13 protein-coding genes are annotated in these 14,386 nt (G+C 58.3%); 9 read left to right on the top strand and 4 right to left on the bottom strand.

Annotated features, from left to right (window positions below; all coding sequences use genetic code 11):
• Positions 1-6 precede the first annotated feature (6 nt).
• Positions 7-447, bottom strand: coding sequence for a hypothetical protein (locus ACWISF_RS05890; protein ID WP_448380666.1), 441 nt, complete (start codon positions 445-447; stop codon positions 7-9).
• A 192-nt stretch (positions 448-639) separates the two neighbouring features.
• Between ACWISF_RS05890 and rlmB the strand changes: the two genes are divergently transcribed.
• Positions 640-1,515, top strand: a complete 876-nt coding sequence (gene rlmB / locus ACWISF_RS05885) for a 23S rRNA (guanosine(2251)-2'-O)-methyltransferase RlmB (protein WP_448380665.1) — start codon at positions 640-642, stop codon at positions 1,513-1,515.
• Positions 1,516-1,668: 153 nt separating this feature from the next.
• On the top strand, positions 1,669-1,980 hold the full coding sequence (locus tag ACWISF_RS05880; protein WP_448380664.1) for a DUF1816 domain-containing protein: 312 nt from the start codon (positions 1,669-1,671) through the stop codon (positions 1,978-1,980).
• Here the strand turns inward: ACWISF_RS05880 and ACWISF_RS05875 are convergent.
• Positions 1,953-3,131, bottom strand: coding sequence for a glycosyltransferase (locus tag ACWISF_RS05875; protein ID WP_448380663.1), 1,179 nt, complete (start codon positions 3,129-3,131; stop codon positions 1,953-1,955). The two genes, ACWISF_RS05880 and ACWISF_RS05875, sit on opposite strands and share 28 nt — an antisense overlap.
• 39 nt (positions 3,132-3,170) lie before the next feature.
• Here ACWISF_RS05875 and ubiG point away from each other — a divergent pair, with 39 nt between their 5' ends.
• From ubiG to ACWISF_RS05855, 4 genes are all read left to right on the top strand, one after another.
• Positions 3,171-3,923, top strand: coding sequence for a bifunctional 2-polyprenyl-6-hydroxyphenol methylase/3-demethylubiquinol 3-O-methyltransferase UbiG (gene ubiG, locus ACWISF_RS05870; protein WP_448380662.1), 753 nt, complete (start codon positions 3,171-3,173; stop codon positions 3,921-3,923).
• A 146-nt stretch (positions 3,924-4,069) separates the two neighbouring features.
• The gene (locus ACWISF_RS05865) at positions 4,070-6,508 is read left to right on the top strand and encodes a phosphoketolase family protein (RefSeq protein ID WP_448380661.1); all 2,439 of its coding nucleotides are present in this window, start codon (positions 4,070-4,072) and stop codon (positions 6,506-6,508) included.
• Between the two features lie 72 nt (positions 6,509-6,580).
• The gene (locus ACWISF_RS05860; protein WP_448380660.1) at positions 6,581-7,588 is read left to right on the top strand and encodes a 2-hydroxyacid dehydrogenase; all 1,008 of its coding nucleotides are present in this window, start codon (positions 6,581-6,583) and stop codon (positions 7,586-7,588) included.
• A 22-nt stretch (positions 7,589-7,610) separates the two neighbouring features.
• Positions 7,611-9,245, top strand: a complete 1,635-nt coding sequence (locus ACWISF_RS05855; RefSeq protein ID WP_448380659.1) for an alpha-D-glucose phosphate-specific phosphoglucomutase — start codon at positions 7,611-7,613, stop codon at positions 9,243-9,245.
• Here ACWISF_RS05855 and ACWISF_RS05850 read toward each other — a convergent pair whose 3' ends face one another.
• On the bottom strand, positions 9,246-9,509 hold the full coding sequence (locus ACWISF_RS05850) for a hypothetical protein (protein WP_448380658.1): 264 nt from the start codon (positions 9,507-9,509) through the stop codon (positions 9,246-9,248).
• 63 nt (positions 9,510-9,572) lie between these two features.
• Here ACWISF_RS05850 and ACWISF_RS05845 point away from each other — a divergent pair, with 63 nt between their 5' ends.
• The 3 genes from ACWISF_RS05845 (at position 9,573) to murI (ending at position 13,550) form a co-directional block, all read left to right on the top strand.
• Entirely contained in the window at positions 9,573-10,877 is a 1,305-nt protein-coding gene (locus ACWISF_RS05845) for a DUF697 domain-containing protein (protein ID WP_448380657.1), read from the top strand.
• Between the two features lie 79 nt (positions 10,878-10,956).
• The gene (locus ACWISF_RS05840) at positions 10,957-12,747 is read left to right on the top strand and encodes an N-acetylmuramoyl-L-alanine amidase (protein WP_448380656.1); all 1,791 of its coding nucleotides are present in this window, start codon (positions 10,957-10,959) and stop codon (positions 12,745-12,747) included.
• A complete protein-coding gene (gene murI, locus ACWISF_RS05835) occupies positions 12,744-13,550 on the top strand; it encodes a glutamate racemase (protein WP_448380655.1) in 807 nt (268 codons plus the stop codon). The genes ACWISF_RS05840 and murI overlap by 4 nt, the downstream gene beginning before the upstream one ends.
• Here the strand turns inward: murI and crcB are convergent.
• Positions 13,539-13,925 (bottom strand): fluoride efflux transporter CrcB, encoded by a 387-nt coding sequence (gene crcB, locus ACWISF_RS05830; protein ID WP_448380654.1) that lies wholly within the window; start codon positions 13,923-13,925, stop codon positions 13,539-13,541. The two genes, murI and crcB, sit on opposite strands and share 12 nt — an antisense overlap.
• Positions 13,926-14,386 lie beyond the last annotated feature (461 nt).

The raw sequence follows: 14,386 nt of genomic DNA, 5'->3' as shown, positions 1-14,386 counted from the left end.
ATGGTCTTATTTTGTCGCTGTAAGCAAAAGCATTTGGCGCAGGGTTTGCTTGTGGGACAGTCCCCGGCTGCGCAAAGCGTAGTACAGGGTTAAATTCCGCAAGAAATCCTGTTTACCCGTTTCGCCACTTGCAACTAAATTCATGCCATCGAGCATTTCAATCAGGCTGGCACTGATTTTTTGTTCTTGGAGTTTTTTCCAGATGGCAATGGCGGCATACCCCATTTCCTCGCGAGATTGCTGGTAATGCACCGACAATTCATCCAAAACTACCCGAAACCGCGCAATCGAATTGGCAGAAGCCACAGTCGGGTTGGATTGGTCGCTGCTGAGGAAGGCAAGTTGATATTCAATCGAACGTTCCACTTGCGCATATAGGGCCGGGGCAGCACCCACCAGACCCATCACCCCAACGGCCACCATCACCCCGTACTGGATGCCTTTCATCGCCTATTACTCCTCACAAGCCAGCGATTCTTTATTGCTTAGCTTAACAGCCGCCTTGGGAAATGTACAGGGCGGTTGCCAAGATGATTAAGGCGGGATACGGCCATTGCCTTCAGCAATAAGAGGCACTCCCTTTCCCTGAACCGTCGTTAAACCGCTAGAGTAGTATGTTGCCGTCGTTTGGCTCCTGCCATGTCTGCCTTGCCCCGTCCCCGCAAACGGCCTGTCCTGAGCACAAAGACCCCCCGCCCCGTCCGTGCTCCGCAGACACCGCCCCCCAAACCTGACCGGGACACCCCCCCCGACCTGCCCGACTATATTTACGGGCGGCATACGGTACTCACGGCGCTCGAACAAAAACAACCCCTCAACCGGGTCTGGATTCTTCCTTCCCTGCGTTACGACCACCGCTTTCAACCCCTGCTGACGCAAGCCCAGGCCCAAGGCACCGTCATTGACCAGGTAGATAGCACCCGCCTGGACCAGCTCACCCAGGGCGCCAAACACCAGGGCGTCGTGGCCCAAGTGGCTGCCTACCGCTACTGGGATTTGCCCCAGTTTCTCGCCCACATCCAGTCCCACCCCCACCCGCTGGTGGTCATCGCCGAGGGCATCATGGACCCCCAAAACCTGGGCGCCCTCATTCGCACCACCGAAGCCTTCGGCGGTCAGGGCCTTATCATTCCCCAGCGGCGATGCGTTGGTGTGACCAGTACCGTGGCCAAGGTGGCCGCCGGTGCCCTGAGCCATTTGCCCATCGTCCGGGTCGTCAACCTCAGCCGCACCCTCGAAGAACTCAAAGCTGCCGGTTTCTGGAGCTACGCCCTCGTCCCCGAAGCCACCACCCGCTTGGACCAAGTGGAATTTGCCCGCGCCGTTGCCCTTTTGGTCGGCTCGGAAGGCACAGGCCTCAGCCTCAACCTGCGCCGCCACTGCGACGTTTCCCTGTGCATCCCCTTGAGCGGCCAAACCCCTAGCCTCAACGCCGCCGTCGCCTGCGCCATCGCCCTCTACGAAGTCCGCCGCCAACAGCCCCCCGCCCGCCTCCTCACCAAACTACCCGATTGATACCGGCTGGTGATGGGTACGCTTCTTAAAATCGTTACAAAACTTTAAGAATAATTACAAAAATTTAGTATCACTTTCGGTAGAATCTAGGTAAAACGGTTTTGGTAAGGGGTTGGGCGGCGCAAGCAGTGGCGTAGTGGGTGGAATGTTTGTATGAGATTCAGAGATTCGTTTCGGGAATTGTTCACGTCCGTATTGGAGCGGGTTGGGTTGGCCTGGTGGGTAAAGATTCGCACTACCCGTCCTGCCTGTGAATACTACTTCGGGCCTTTTGCCACGCGGGAGGAGGCGGCAGCGGCGCAACCGGGTTATTTAGAGGACCTGTTGGGGGAGCAGGCCGAAGGGATCACCTGGGAAATTTGCCAGGCGCGTCCCCAGGTGCTGACCCTTGAAAACCCGCCGGAAGTGGCCGCCGCCAATGGGCATTCTGCCTGTCCTCAGGAACCTCGTCTGCCCTTGGGATAAACCCGTCCTTTCCAAGCGCTGCCCTGTCCCTGCCAATAGCGGCGGGCCGAATCCAGGGTCATCAGGGTGTACAACCCGGCGGCCAAGGGCAAGGTGCTGCCCCACACCGGCGGTAGTTCATACCAACGCAACGTGTGCCCGTACAGAAAACTCATCAGTCCCCAGGTCAGGGCGTTCACCCCGGCCAGCCAGGGGTTACCCCAAACCAGCCCCCAGAGCAACCCCACCGGCGGCCAGAGGTAGATAATTCCCATCCCCAACACCGTCCCGAGCAGCCACCACGGCGAGTAACCCAGTTGGGTAAAGGCTGTGCGGGTCACCATCGCCCAAACGCTGGCTAATGTGCCGTAGGGACGCACACTGTAGGTTGTGCGGGTCAACCCCAGCCAAATCCGCACCCCCAACCCTTTGACCCGTTGCGCTAGGGTGCAATCGTCAATCAACGCTCCCCGCAGACTGCCAAAGCCCCCCAATTGCGCCAGCACAGGGCGGGCCAACAAAATACAACCTCCTGCTGCCGCCGCCGTCGGGTGGGCCGGGTCATTCACCCAGGGGAACGGATACAGTTTCTGGAAAAAAAACACAAACGCCGGAATCAGCAGCCGGTCCCACCAGGACACACAGCGCAAACGCACCATCCAAGACACCAGCCCTAACTGCTGGGTTTCCGCCTGGGTGACCAACTGCCGCAAACTGTCCGGGGCATGGCAAATATCGGCGTCTGTAAGCAGAATGTACGTGTAGTGCTCCTGCGTTTGGATGGCCTGCCAGCCCTGCTCCAAAGCCCAGAGTTTGCCGGACCATCCTGCGGGCAAGGCCGCGCCTGTGAGGATGTGCAACCGTGCTGTGGCCCCAAACTGCTGCGCCAGGGCCATGGCAACCCCGGCGGTTCCATCTTCGCTTTGGTCGTCAACCAACCAGATGTCCCAAACGCCTGGGTACTGCTGTTGGAATAGGGAAGGCAAGGTGTGGGGCAGGGAATCGGCTTCGTTGCGCGCCGGAATCAGCACCGCCACGCCCGGCCAATGGGGCAACGGCTCCGGTTGGGCAGGCAATACCTGGTCGGCCCGCCAAAACCCACCCCGTCCCCACCACAGCCCCAGCCATAGGACGAGGGCTAGGGCGCTGACCCCGCCAGCAAGCCACACCATACGGACGTAATAGAAGCGACCGGAACCATTATCCTGCCCATGCGCCGCAATGACCTAGCCTACTACGACCAGCATGCGGACCAATGGTGGCAGCCAGGGGGCACCCTGAACCTGTTACAGTACCTCAACCCCGGTCGGTTCCAGTTTTTCGACCAATACGTACCGGATTGGCGGGGCATCAAGGTTTTGGATGTGGGGTGTGGCGGCGGCCTGACCTGTGAATTTCTCGCCCAACGGGGCGCGCTGGTTGCCGGCGTGGACCCTTCCCCCCGCTCCCTGGCGGTGGCCCAACAACACGCCCGCGCCCAGGGGCTGACCATTGACTACCGGCAAGGGGTGGGCGAGGCGCTGCCCTTTGGGGACGGGGAATTTCAGGTGGTGGTGTGCGTGGATGTGCTCGAACACGTGCAGGATGTGGCGCAGGTGGTGCGGGAATGCGGGCGGGTGCTGCGACCAGGGGGGCTGTTTTTGTTTGATACGATTAACCGCACCTGGAAGTCCAAAATCCTCATGATTTGGCTGCTGGAGGACCTCTTGCGCCAAATTCCCCAGGGGATTCACGATTGGGAAAAGTTCATTACCCCTGCCGAACTCACCGCCTGTTTGCGCCAGAGTGGTTTTGGGGAGATCATCTGCCGGGGCTTTGACCTTACCAACGGCAGCAATCCCCATACCTTGGTGGCCCTGGTGTGGTCTGGATTCCAACGGGCTGCCCGCCGCCCCTTTGCCGTGCAAATCAACGATGACCTGGATGTCATGTACATCGGCAAAGCCGTCAAGATGGCCGCCTAGGCGTGGCGGTGGTTCCGAAACATTAAACCCGTATAAATTACACCCGTGTTCCGCACGAGGGGGGCTAGAGTGTTAGCAGGGGTGGCTAGTGAGTACCAAAACCTAGCCCAAAACGGTTACCGGAAAACACTTTTGAGGAATTTGCTATGGTAACGACGCCGACAAAGCCAGAAGTGGGCAATCTGAGCGCTTTTGGGCCTGCCCGTTCCACCATTACCGGTACGCCTTTGTCGCCGCAGGAATTGCACCAAATGGATGCCTATTGGCGGGCGGCCAACTATTTGGCTGTGGGGATGATTTATTTGCAGGACAATCCCCTGTTGCGCCAGCCGTTGCAGCCAGAGCACATTAAAAACCGTCTGTTGGGGCATTGGGGGTCGAGTCCGGGGATTGCGTTTGTCTATACGCACCTCAACCGCGTGATTAAAAAATTTGACCAGGATATGCTCTACATTGTGGGGCCGGGGCACGGGGCGCCGGGGTTTCTTGGCCCCTGCTACCTTGAGGGCAGCTACAGCGAGTTTTACCCCAACTGCAGTCTGGACGAGGCCGGGCTGAAGCGGTTTTTCAAGCAATTTTCTTTCCCTGGCGGCATTGGCAGTCACTGTACGCCGGAGACCCCCGGTTCGATTCACGAAGGCGGCGAGTTGGGCTATGCCCTGTCCCATGCCTTCGGGGCGGCTTTTGACAACCCGAACCTGATTGTGGCGGCCTTGGTGGGGGATGGGGAGGCGGAAACGGGCCCCCTGGCGACGGCCTGGCATAGCAATAAATTCATTAACCCGCTGCGGGACGGGGCGGTGCTACCCATCCTGCACCTGAACGGCTACAAGATCAACAACCCAACGGTGTTGGCGCGGATTAGCCACGAGGAACTGGAGGCGCTTTTGCGGGGCTACGGTTATACGCCCTATTTCGTGGAGGGTTCTGAACCAGAGAGCATGCACCAGGCGATGGCGGCGACCCTAGACCACTGTATTACGGAGATTCACCGGATTCAGGCGGAAGCCCGCTCGACCGGGCAGGCCCTGCGTCCCCGCTGGCCGATGATTGTGCTGCGGACGCCCAAAGGGTGGACCTGTCCGGCCTATGTGGATGGCAAGAAAATTGAGGGGTTTTGGCGGGCGCACCAGGTGCCGCTGGCAGACGTCAAAAATAACCCAGAGCATTTGCGCGTTTTGGAAGCCTGGCTGCGGAGTTACAAACCGGAGGAGCTGTTTGATGAACAGGGGGCACCCAGACCGGAGGTGATGGCGGCGGCGCCCACCGGCACGAAACGCTTGGGTTCGACCCCTTATGCCAACGGGGGCCTACTGCGGCGGGATTTGCGGATGCCGGATTTCCGCGACCCCAAATATGCCATAAAGGTGGACAAACCGGCGACCGTCGCGGCCATGAACACCAAACCCCTGGGGGTCTTTTTGCGGGATGTGATGGCCTTGAATCCGCACCATTTCCGGGTGTTTGGGCCGGATGAAAACACCTCGAACAAGCTGGATGCGATTTATGAGGTGAGCAAAAAGTTCTGGATTGCCGAGTATTTCCCGGAGGATGCGGACGGGGGCGAGTTGGCAACCGATGGCCGGGTCATGGAATACCTGAGCGAGCACACCTTAGAAGGGTGGTTGGAAGGGTATTTGTTGACCGGGCGGCATGGCTTTTTTTCCACCTACGAGGCGTTTGTGCATGTGATTGATTCCATGTTCAACCAGCACGCCAAATGGTTGGATATGTGCCATCACATTCACTGGCGGCAGTCGATTTCTTCTTTGAATCTGTTGATTACGTCCACCGTTTGGCGGCAGGACCACAACGGGTTTACCCACCAGGACCCCGGCTTTCTGGATGTGGTGGTGAATAAGAGTTCGCGGGTGACGCGGATTTATCTGCCCCCGGATGTGAATTCCCTGCTTTCTTGTGCGGATCACTGCCTGCGCAGTAAGGATTACGTGAATGTGATCGTCTCCGACAAGCAAATGCACCTGCAGTATATGGATATGGACGAGGCCATTCGCCACTGTACCAAAGGGCTGGGCATTTGGGATTGGGCCAGCAACGACCAGGGCAGTGAACCGGACGTGGTGATGGTTGGCTGCGGGGACATTCCCACCCAGGAAGCCCTAGCGGCGACGGCGCTGTTGCGCGAGGAATTTCCCGATTTGAAAATCCGGTTTATCAACGTGGTGGATTTGTTCCGTCTGCAACCGGAAAGTGAGCATCCCCACGGCATGAGCGACCAGGATTTTGACAGTTTGTTCACGCTGGATAAGCCGATCATTTTCAATTTCCACGGCTATCCTTGGTTGATCCACCGCTTAGCCTACCGGCGGCACAATCACCACAATTTGCACGTGCGGGGCTATAAGGAGAAGGGGAGCATCAATACCCCGATGGAGTTGGCAATTGCCAACAACATTGACCGGTTTACGCTGGCGATGGATGTGATCAATCGGGTGCCCAAATTGAAGGTGGCGGGGGCGCATGCGAAGGAGAAATTCCTGAATATGCAGATTGACTGTCGCAACTACGCCTATCAACATGGGGTGGATATGCCCGAAATCGCCAACTGGCGGTGGCCTTTCTAAAGCGCGATGTCAGGGGGAGGAACAATTCACTCCCCCGCTTTTTTGTTGGGATGGGTGGGGGAGCAATCGTGCATGAAAGTAGCTGTCTTTAGTACCAAGCCCTACGATAAACACTTTCTCAATGCGGCGAATGCGGGCGTGGGGCATGAATTGGTTTATTATGACACTAAGTTGGATGCCAACACGGCCACCCTGGTGGGGGATGCCCCGGCGGTGTGTGTGTTTGTGCATGATGTTTTGAACCGGGCGACGTTAGAAATTCTTCGCCAATGTGGGGTGAAATTAATAGCGCTGCGGTGTACGGGGTTTAATCATGTGGATTTGCAAGCGGCTGGGGAATTGGGGTTAACGGTGGTGCGGGTGACGGCCTATTCCCCCTACGCGGTCGCCGAACACGCCGTGGGTTTGATCTTAACCCTCAGTCGCAAATATCACCGGGCGTACAACCGGGTGCGGGAGGGCAATTTTTCCCTGGATGGGCTGTTGGGGTTTGACCTGCACGCCCGCACGGTGGGGATCATTGGCACGGGGAAAATTGGCATGGTTTTTGCCCAAATTTTAGAGGGATTTGGCTGTCGGCTGTTGGGGTATGATACCTGTCCTAATCCTAATTTCCCCAAATTGAACCGTGCTGAATACGTCAGTTTGGATGAACTTTATGCCCAGTCAGATATTATTTCCCTGCACTGCCCTTTATTACCCGAAACCTATCATTTGATTGACCGGGCGGCGCTGGCCAAAATGAAACCGGGGGTGATTTTAATCAATGTGAGTCGGGGGGCGTTAATTGATACGGAAGCTGTGATTGAAGGGTTAAAATCCCGAAAAATTGGCGCCTTGGGGTTGGATGTCTATGAAGAGGAGGAGGGCTTGTTTTTCCAGGATTTATCCTTCCAGATCATCCAAGATGATGTGTTTCAACGGTTGTTGACGTTTCCCAATGTTTTGGTGACGGGGCATCAGGCATTTTTTACCCAGGAAGCGCTCACGGATATTGCTAAAATAACCATCAGCAATATCAGTGATTTCGCGGCGGGTCGCCCTTGCCCCCATGAAATTCGTTACACGCCTAAACCCTAGACTGCTGTGAGGTCATACAACGATGAACATTCATACTGTGGTGACGCAACCATTTGCCGGGCAAAAACCGGGAACTTCGGGGTTACGTAAGCCCACCAAAACGTTTCAGCAACGCAATTATTTGGAGAATTTTATCCAGTCGATTTTTCATACGTTGCCAGAGCGTCAGGGGGCGACGTTGGTTGTGGGGGGAGATGGTCGTTTTTATAACCGCACGGCGATTCAAACCATCTTGAAAATGTGCGCTGCCAATGGGTTTGGTAAGGTTTTGGTGGGGCAGGGAGGGATTTTATCGACACCTGCGGCTTCCTGTTTGATTCGCAAATACGGTGCCATTGGCGGCATTATTCTGTCTGCAAGCCATAATCCGGGGGGGCCGGATGCGGATTTTGGGGTGAAATTTAATATCAGCAATGGGGGGCCAGCACCGGAAAAAGTCACGGCGGCCATTTACGAACATACGCAGCGGCTGGAGTCGTACCAAATCTTAGAGGCGGCGGATGTGGACCTAGACAAACTGGGGGTTACGCAGTTGGGCACCATGCAGGTGGAGGTGATCGATCCGGTTGCCGATTATGCGGAATTGATGCAGAAATTATTTGATTTTGACCGGTTGCGGGAATTATTAACCAACGGCCAATTTCGCCTCTGTTTTGACGCCATGCACGCGGTCACGGGGCCGTATGCCCAACGCATTTTCGAGCAGATGTTGGGGGCACCGGTAGGCACAGTGATCCATGGGGTGCCTTTGGAGGATTTTGGGGGGGGACATCCCGATCCCAATTTGGTTTATGCCCATGAATTGGTGGCACGGTGTTTTCACGACCAGGGACCGGATTTTGGGGCAGCTTCCGATGGAGATGGGGACCGCAATATGATTTTGGGGCGCAATTTTTTTGTCAGCCCCAGTGATAGCCTAGCGTTATTAACAGCCTATGCTCAGGTGGTGCCAGGGTATCGGGATGGTTTAGTAGGAGTGGCGCGTTCGATGCCCACCAGTCAAGCGGTGGACCGGGTGGCCGCCAAGTTGGGGATTCGTTGCTATGAAACGCCAACGGGCTGGAAATTTTTTGGTAATTTACTGGATGCCAATTACGTTACCTTGTGCGGGGAAGAAAGTTTTGGCACCGGCTCGAATCATGTGCGGGAAAAAGATGGGTTGTGGGCGGTTTTGTTTTGGCTGAATATCTTGGCGGTAACCCAAAAATCGGTGGCCGAATTGGTAACGCAACACTGGCGCCATTATGGCCGCAATTATTATTCCCGCCATGACTACGAAGGGGTTGACCCGGAGCGCGCCGAACGTCTGGTGCAAAACCTCCGGGATAAACTCCCCCGTTTACCGCAACAAAAATTCGGCAATTACACGGTGCAATATGCGGATGATTTTCGTTACGAGGACCCGGTTGATGGCAGTGTGAGCGAACACCAGGGGATACGCATTGGCTTTACCGACGGTTCGCGTCTGATTTACCGCCTTTCCGGGACGGGCACGCAGGGGGCGACGGTGCGGGTGTACATGGAACGTTATGAACCAGATGTCCACAAACAGGGGCTGGATGCCCAGGTGGCGCTGGCGGAATTGATTGCGATTGCTGACCAGGTGGCAGGATTGCGGGAGATAACGGGTATGGAGCGGCCAACGGTGATTACGTGATCACGTCTGCAATTGTGATGCAAATCCTTGGGGGTTCCAGAAAGGCTGCCCCTTGTTTGGTGCGGCAAAATTGCGGTTTTTTCGTGGGGTGGGATGGCCGTATTTTTGAGAAAGTGCGTCGATGATTGGTGCGGATGTGCAGGAGGGTTGCGATGGCTTGGAGATAAATTCTCCCAGGGCTGTGTTGTGAGCCAACACCAGGTCAGGGTATTCCATGGGATGGTTTTGCCTGGCTGATGAAATTTCCCCAAAATACGCGCTCATTCCTAGAAGTTCTCCAGCCAATTAATGGTACATATCCTTAAAAAGGACATTTCCCTAGGTGTTATGGCTGGGTGGGGACGACAATTGGGGCGTTATCCTTTGTTGGCCGTTGGGCTGGTGGGCTGTAGTCTGCTGCTGGCCTGGCAAGGGCTGGGACATGGCTTGGGCGTGGGTATGGGGCTGGTCAGTGCGGTTTTGGTGCTTTTGTTGCTGCGGCAGCGTTGGTCTGGACGGACGCCAGAGGTGGCTGCCCCCCCTGCACATCCCCGTTTAACCCGGACCGCGGTACTGGGTTACCTGGAACGGGTGGCTCAAGAACTCAAAGACCTGGAACAGGAACTGGGAGAACCCCAAGCGGATTTGCAGGCGGCTTACCAGAAGTGTTGCCAAGCTCTGGAAATGCCTTTTTCTTTGGCCTGGGCCGGTACGTTGACCGATACGCCCCTGCTTCCGGAGGAATTTCCCACCGACACGGCCTACCCCGCCTGGGTGGTGTATGGGGTGGATGCCCCCTTGACGCCTGCCCAAACCCAAACCCTTGCTGCCTATCGCCGCCAAGACCAGCCCGTGCAGGTGGTGTGGTGCGCTCCCCCCTGGCAGGCCACGGACCAATACGCCGCCCTGGTGGACCAATTGCAGGCTCTGGGGTACACCCAACCGGTTGTGACGGTTATCCCACAACCGCCGGCGATTCTGGTGCGGCGTATGCAGCCGGACGGTTCTTGGGAAGAGTCATGGGAAATCCCACCACCTGTCCTGGATGAACTCGCCCAGTGGTTGACGCAGCGCTGCCAAGAACCCCACTGGCAGTACCAAGCGGTGGTGCGGCGGGGGCAGGGGTTGCAAACCGATATAAAACAACGGCAACAAACCTATCGCGAGCAGCAGGCGCGGCGGGTGATCCATCGTTACCAGGTGTGGGCGGCGGTGTGGGCAGGCGTCAATCCGGTAGCCAGTCTTGACCTGTTGGCGACAGGAGCGATCAACGCCCAGATGTTGGTGGATTTGGCGCAGGTGTACCGCCGACCCCTGACCCTCAACCAAGCTAAAGACATGGTACGCGCCCTGGGAGCCATGTTATTGCAGATGGGAGCCGTCGAAGCGGTTACCCGGCTGGCGAGCCTCTGGCTCAAATCCCAGGTGGCAACCTACGGGTTGGGGAGTGCGGTGCAAGCCCTCAGCGCCGCCTACTTCACCCATCTGGCAGGGCAGACTTTTTTAGAAACCCTGCAACAGCCAGAACGGGAACTGAACCCAGGGGTCTGGCAGTCCTTGAGGACACGGGTGCTGGCGCGCGCTACCGCTTGGCAGTTTTGGCAGCGGTTTATTCCCCAATCCCTGCCTTGGGTGGTGCCAAGCGGCGGTTAATCCCGTCTGAGGCGGGCAAAGGCTGGCAAGTGCTACATTTTTGGTTAAAATTTGGGGGAACGACCCAGGGGTGTGAGGCATGACAGCGGTACGGTCTGTGTGGGTGATGGGTGCAGTGGGATGCTGTTTACTGGCTGCACCGGCCCAGGCCAATACCCTGCTGAGCTGGCGGTTTGTCGGTCACCGTTTGGAATTTCGCACCGCCTTGCCCACCCAACCCCAAGTACAGATTCTTAGCGACCCCCCCCGGATTGTGGTGGATTTGCCGGGCACGGTCTTGGGTCGCTCCCCGGAACGTCAGGATATTCCCCAGACCTGGGGGCGGGAATCCCCAGTGCGGCAGATACGTCTTGGGCAATTTGACCCCCAGACCGCCCGTCTGGTGGTGGAACTGTACCCGGATTATGTCCTCACCCCGGAGCACATCCAGCCGCGCCGGATGGGGGGCAATCAATGGGTGATCGCCTTGCCCAGCACCCTGGCCCGCATGCCCTCCCCGGAAATGGCGACACAGGCGGCTGTGCTCGAAGGGGTGCAGGTGACGGAAATGGGGCTGGCCCTGCGGCTGCGGGGCAATACGGCAGCGGTGCAGGTGCGGCGTTCTCCCGACCGCCAGGAAATTTGGGTGGATATTCCCGCCAGCTTAGCGCCCCAATTCCAGACCGAGCTTTTGAATTTAGCTCATCTGGGCGTCTTGCGGTTCCAGGCACAGCCCCTGGCGGGCAATCCCGCGGTGAGCCGCTTGACCCTGTATGTGGATAGCCAGAGCCCGGATTGGCAGGCTACGTTCCAGGGGAATGACATTCTCCTGTTGCCCCAAAAGCCCAGCTATGGCCCAGAAGCGGTGACGGCACCGGTTTTACCCCGTCTGCGGCCTGGGACGACGCTGATAGAACGGGTCGAATGGGATGCCGCCCACCAACAGGTGCTGATCCGTGCCAACCGTCCCCTCACCTACAGCCAGCGTTGGGAGCGGGAACCGGGCTTAAGTTTTGCTTCGTTGCGGCTGGTGTTGGAATCGGTGCGTCTGTCTCCTCAGGCAGAACAGGGGCTAAAACAGCTTTCCGGCCTGGAGGTGGCGGTGGAAACGGTGGGGCAGCAGGTGCATCTTTTGTGGCGTCCCTCCCCGGAGATGCGGGTGATTGGCATTCAGGAGTTGGGTCCCCACCTGCTGGCGGTGCAATTGCTGCCAGCGGCGGCGCCAACCGCAACCCTGTCTCCCTTGGCGCGGTGGTTAAACCGTCGGTCTGGCGCAACGCCTCCTGTGGCGGTACCCCGGCCTGGCTATCCCACGTGGAACCCGCCCCAACCTACGCCGGGACGGGCGGTGGTGGTGCTTGACCCAGGGCACGGCGGCCCCGACCCCGGTGCCATCGGCATTGGCGGTCTGCGGGAAAAGGATGTGGTTATGGATATTGCCCGGCAGGTGGCGGCGCTGTTGGAACAGCAGGGGGTGCAGGTGGTGCTGACCCGCACGGCGGATGTGGATTTGGGGTTGGAACCGCGGGTGGCGCTGGCTCGCCGGGTGAATGCCACCCTCTTTATCAGTATTCACGCCAATGCCCTGAGCCTCAGCCGCCCGGATGTAAATGGCATTGAGACCTATTATTTCTATCCCGCCAGTTACGGGTTGGCCTGGGAATTACACCGGGCGATGGTGCAAGCCAGTGGGGCACCGGACCGGGGGGTACGGCAGGCGCGGTTCTATGTGATCCGCCATACCCCCGCAGACATGCCCTCGGTGCTGTTGGAAGTCGGGTATGTCACGGGGGCGACGGATGCGGCGCGGTTGGCCAGTGCGGAGGGCCGGCGGGCGATGGCCCAGGCAATTGCTCAGGGGATTGGGCGCTATCTCCGAGTGCGGCGATGAACTGGCTTGGCATCTACGACAGCGGTTTGGGGGGGTTAACCGTCCTGCGGGCGGTGCAACAGCAGTTACCCCAGGAGCCGGTGCTGTACTTTGGCGATACGGCGCGGGTGCCCTACGGGACGCGCACGGCAGCGGAACTGTTGACCTTTGGGCGGGAAATTCTCACCTGGATGGGGGAACAGGGCGTCAAGATGGTGCTGGTGGCTTGCAATACCAGTTCGGCGCTGGTGCTCGAGCAACTCCAGCGGGAATTTCCCTGGCCGATTTTGGGCTTGATTCTGCCGGGGGCGCGGGCAGCGGTGCAAACCGGGCGGCGCATTGGGGTGTTGGCGACGCCAGCGACGGTGCAAAGCGGGGCCTATCCCCGCGCCATTCGGGAGGCGTGCCCCCAGGCGGGCGTTTGGCAGGTGCCCTGTCCCGAACTGGTGCCGTTGATTGAACAAGGACGCAGTCATACGTTGGCGGCACGACGGCTCCTGCGCCGGTATCTGGCCCCCCTGTTGAGCGTGGACGTGGACACCCTCATTTACGGCTGCACCCACTACCCCCTGGTGGATGACCTGATTGCCGAGTTGCTTCCCCCCCACGTGCAACGCATTGACCCGGCCACCGCCTTGGTGCGGGCCGCGGCGCAGGAATTGGATGCCCTGGGGTTGCGCCATCATGGCAGCGGCAGGGTGCGCTTTGGGGTCAGTGGTTCTCCCCAGGTCTTTGCCCGGCGGGCACAACGGTGGCTGGGCAGCCTCCCGGCGGTGGAAGCTGTCTTTTTGCCCCAATGCCAGGAACTCCCCCTAGCCGAATAAACGCCATTGGGCCAAGGCGATGCCCAGTTCGGCGCCCAGCAAGCCACCTACGGCGCTGCCGAGGCAATACACCAAGGCGGTGCCGTAACGCTTTTGCCGCCACAGGCGGGAGGTATCCAACGTATAGGTAGAAAAGGTGGTATAGGACCCCAAAAACCCCACCGTCACCAGCCCATGCGCCCAGGACAGAGGTTGCTTGAGCACTGAGGCGCAAAACCCCATCAAAAACGACCCCGACAGGTTCACCAGCAGCGTGCCCCAAGGGAAATGGGTGCCCCAGCGTGCGGCCAACCCCACGATCAGGTAATGGCGACACAACGCCCCCGCTACCGCCCCCAGGGCAATCCACCAGGGCAACCACCAAGGACTACTCATGGGTTTTGCACCGCAGACCGGGCGCCCGCATGATTGGGAGTTGTCTGCAATAGCAATATTGTAGGGCGCCCGCTAGCCAGGCTAGACAAAAAACCCCTGGTGGGGACAGACACCCCTTAAAAGTGGCATACTCCCGTCTCTCGTCCTACGGACAGAGAGCGGACTTCTCGCTTCAACGGGGAGCTTCTGCAAGAACCCTCTGCGAGCAGACACGGGATGTCCCACCGCGTAGCCATACCAGATTCCGGCAACGCCGTTTTGTATAGCCAACCCTATTCTACCACGTGGGGGTGGCTGTATCCCGGTACCGTGCGGGGCTTATCCACCCCCACACCCCCGCGAGCTAACTAACCAAAAAAGATTTTTCCTGGTTGGGGGTTTGCCGGGGTTTTGTAGGCATACTGTACTGCTTCTGGGCGGGGATCAAAACTACCTGGCGAACGTTTTCTGATAAACTCTTA

It is taken from the genome of Gloeomargarita sp. (assembly GCF_053491055.1).
The sequence above is the reverse complement of the archived record's forward strand: the minus strand, read 5'-3'. Positions and strand labels throughout refer to the sequence as shown.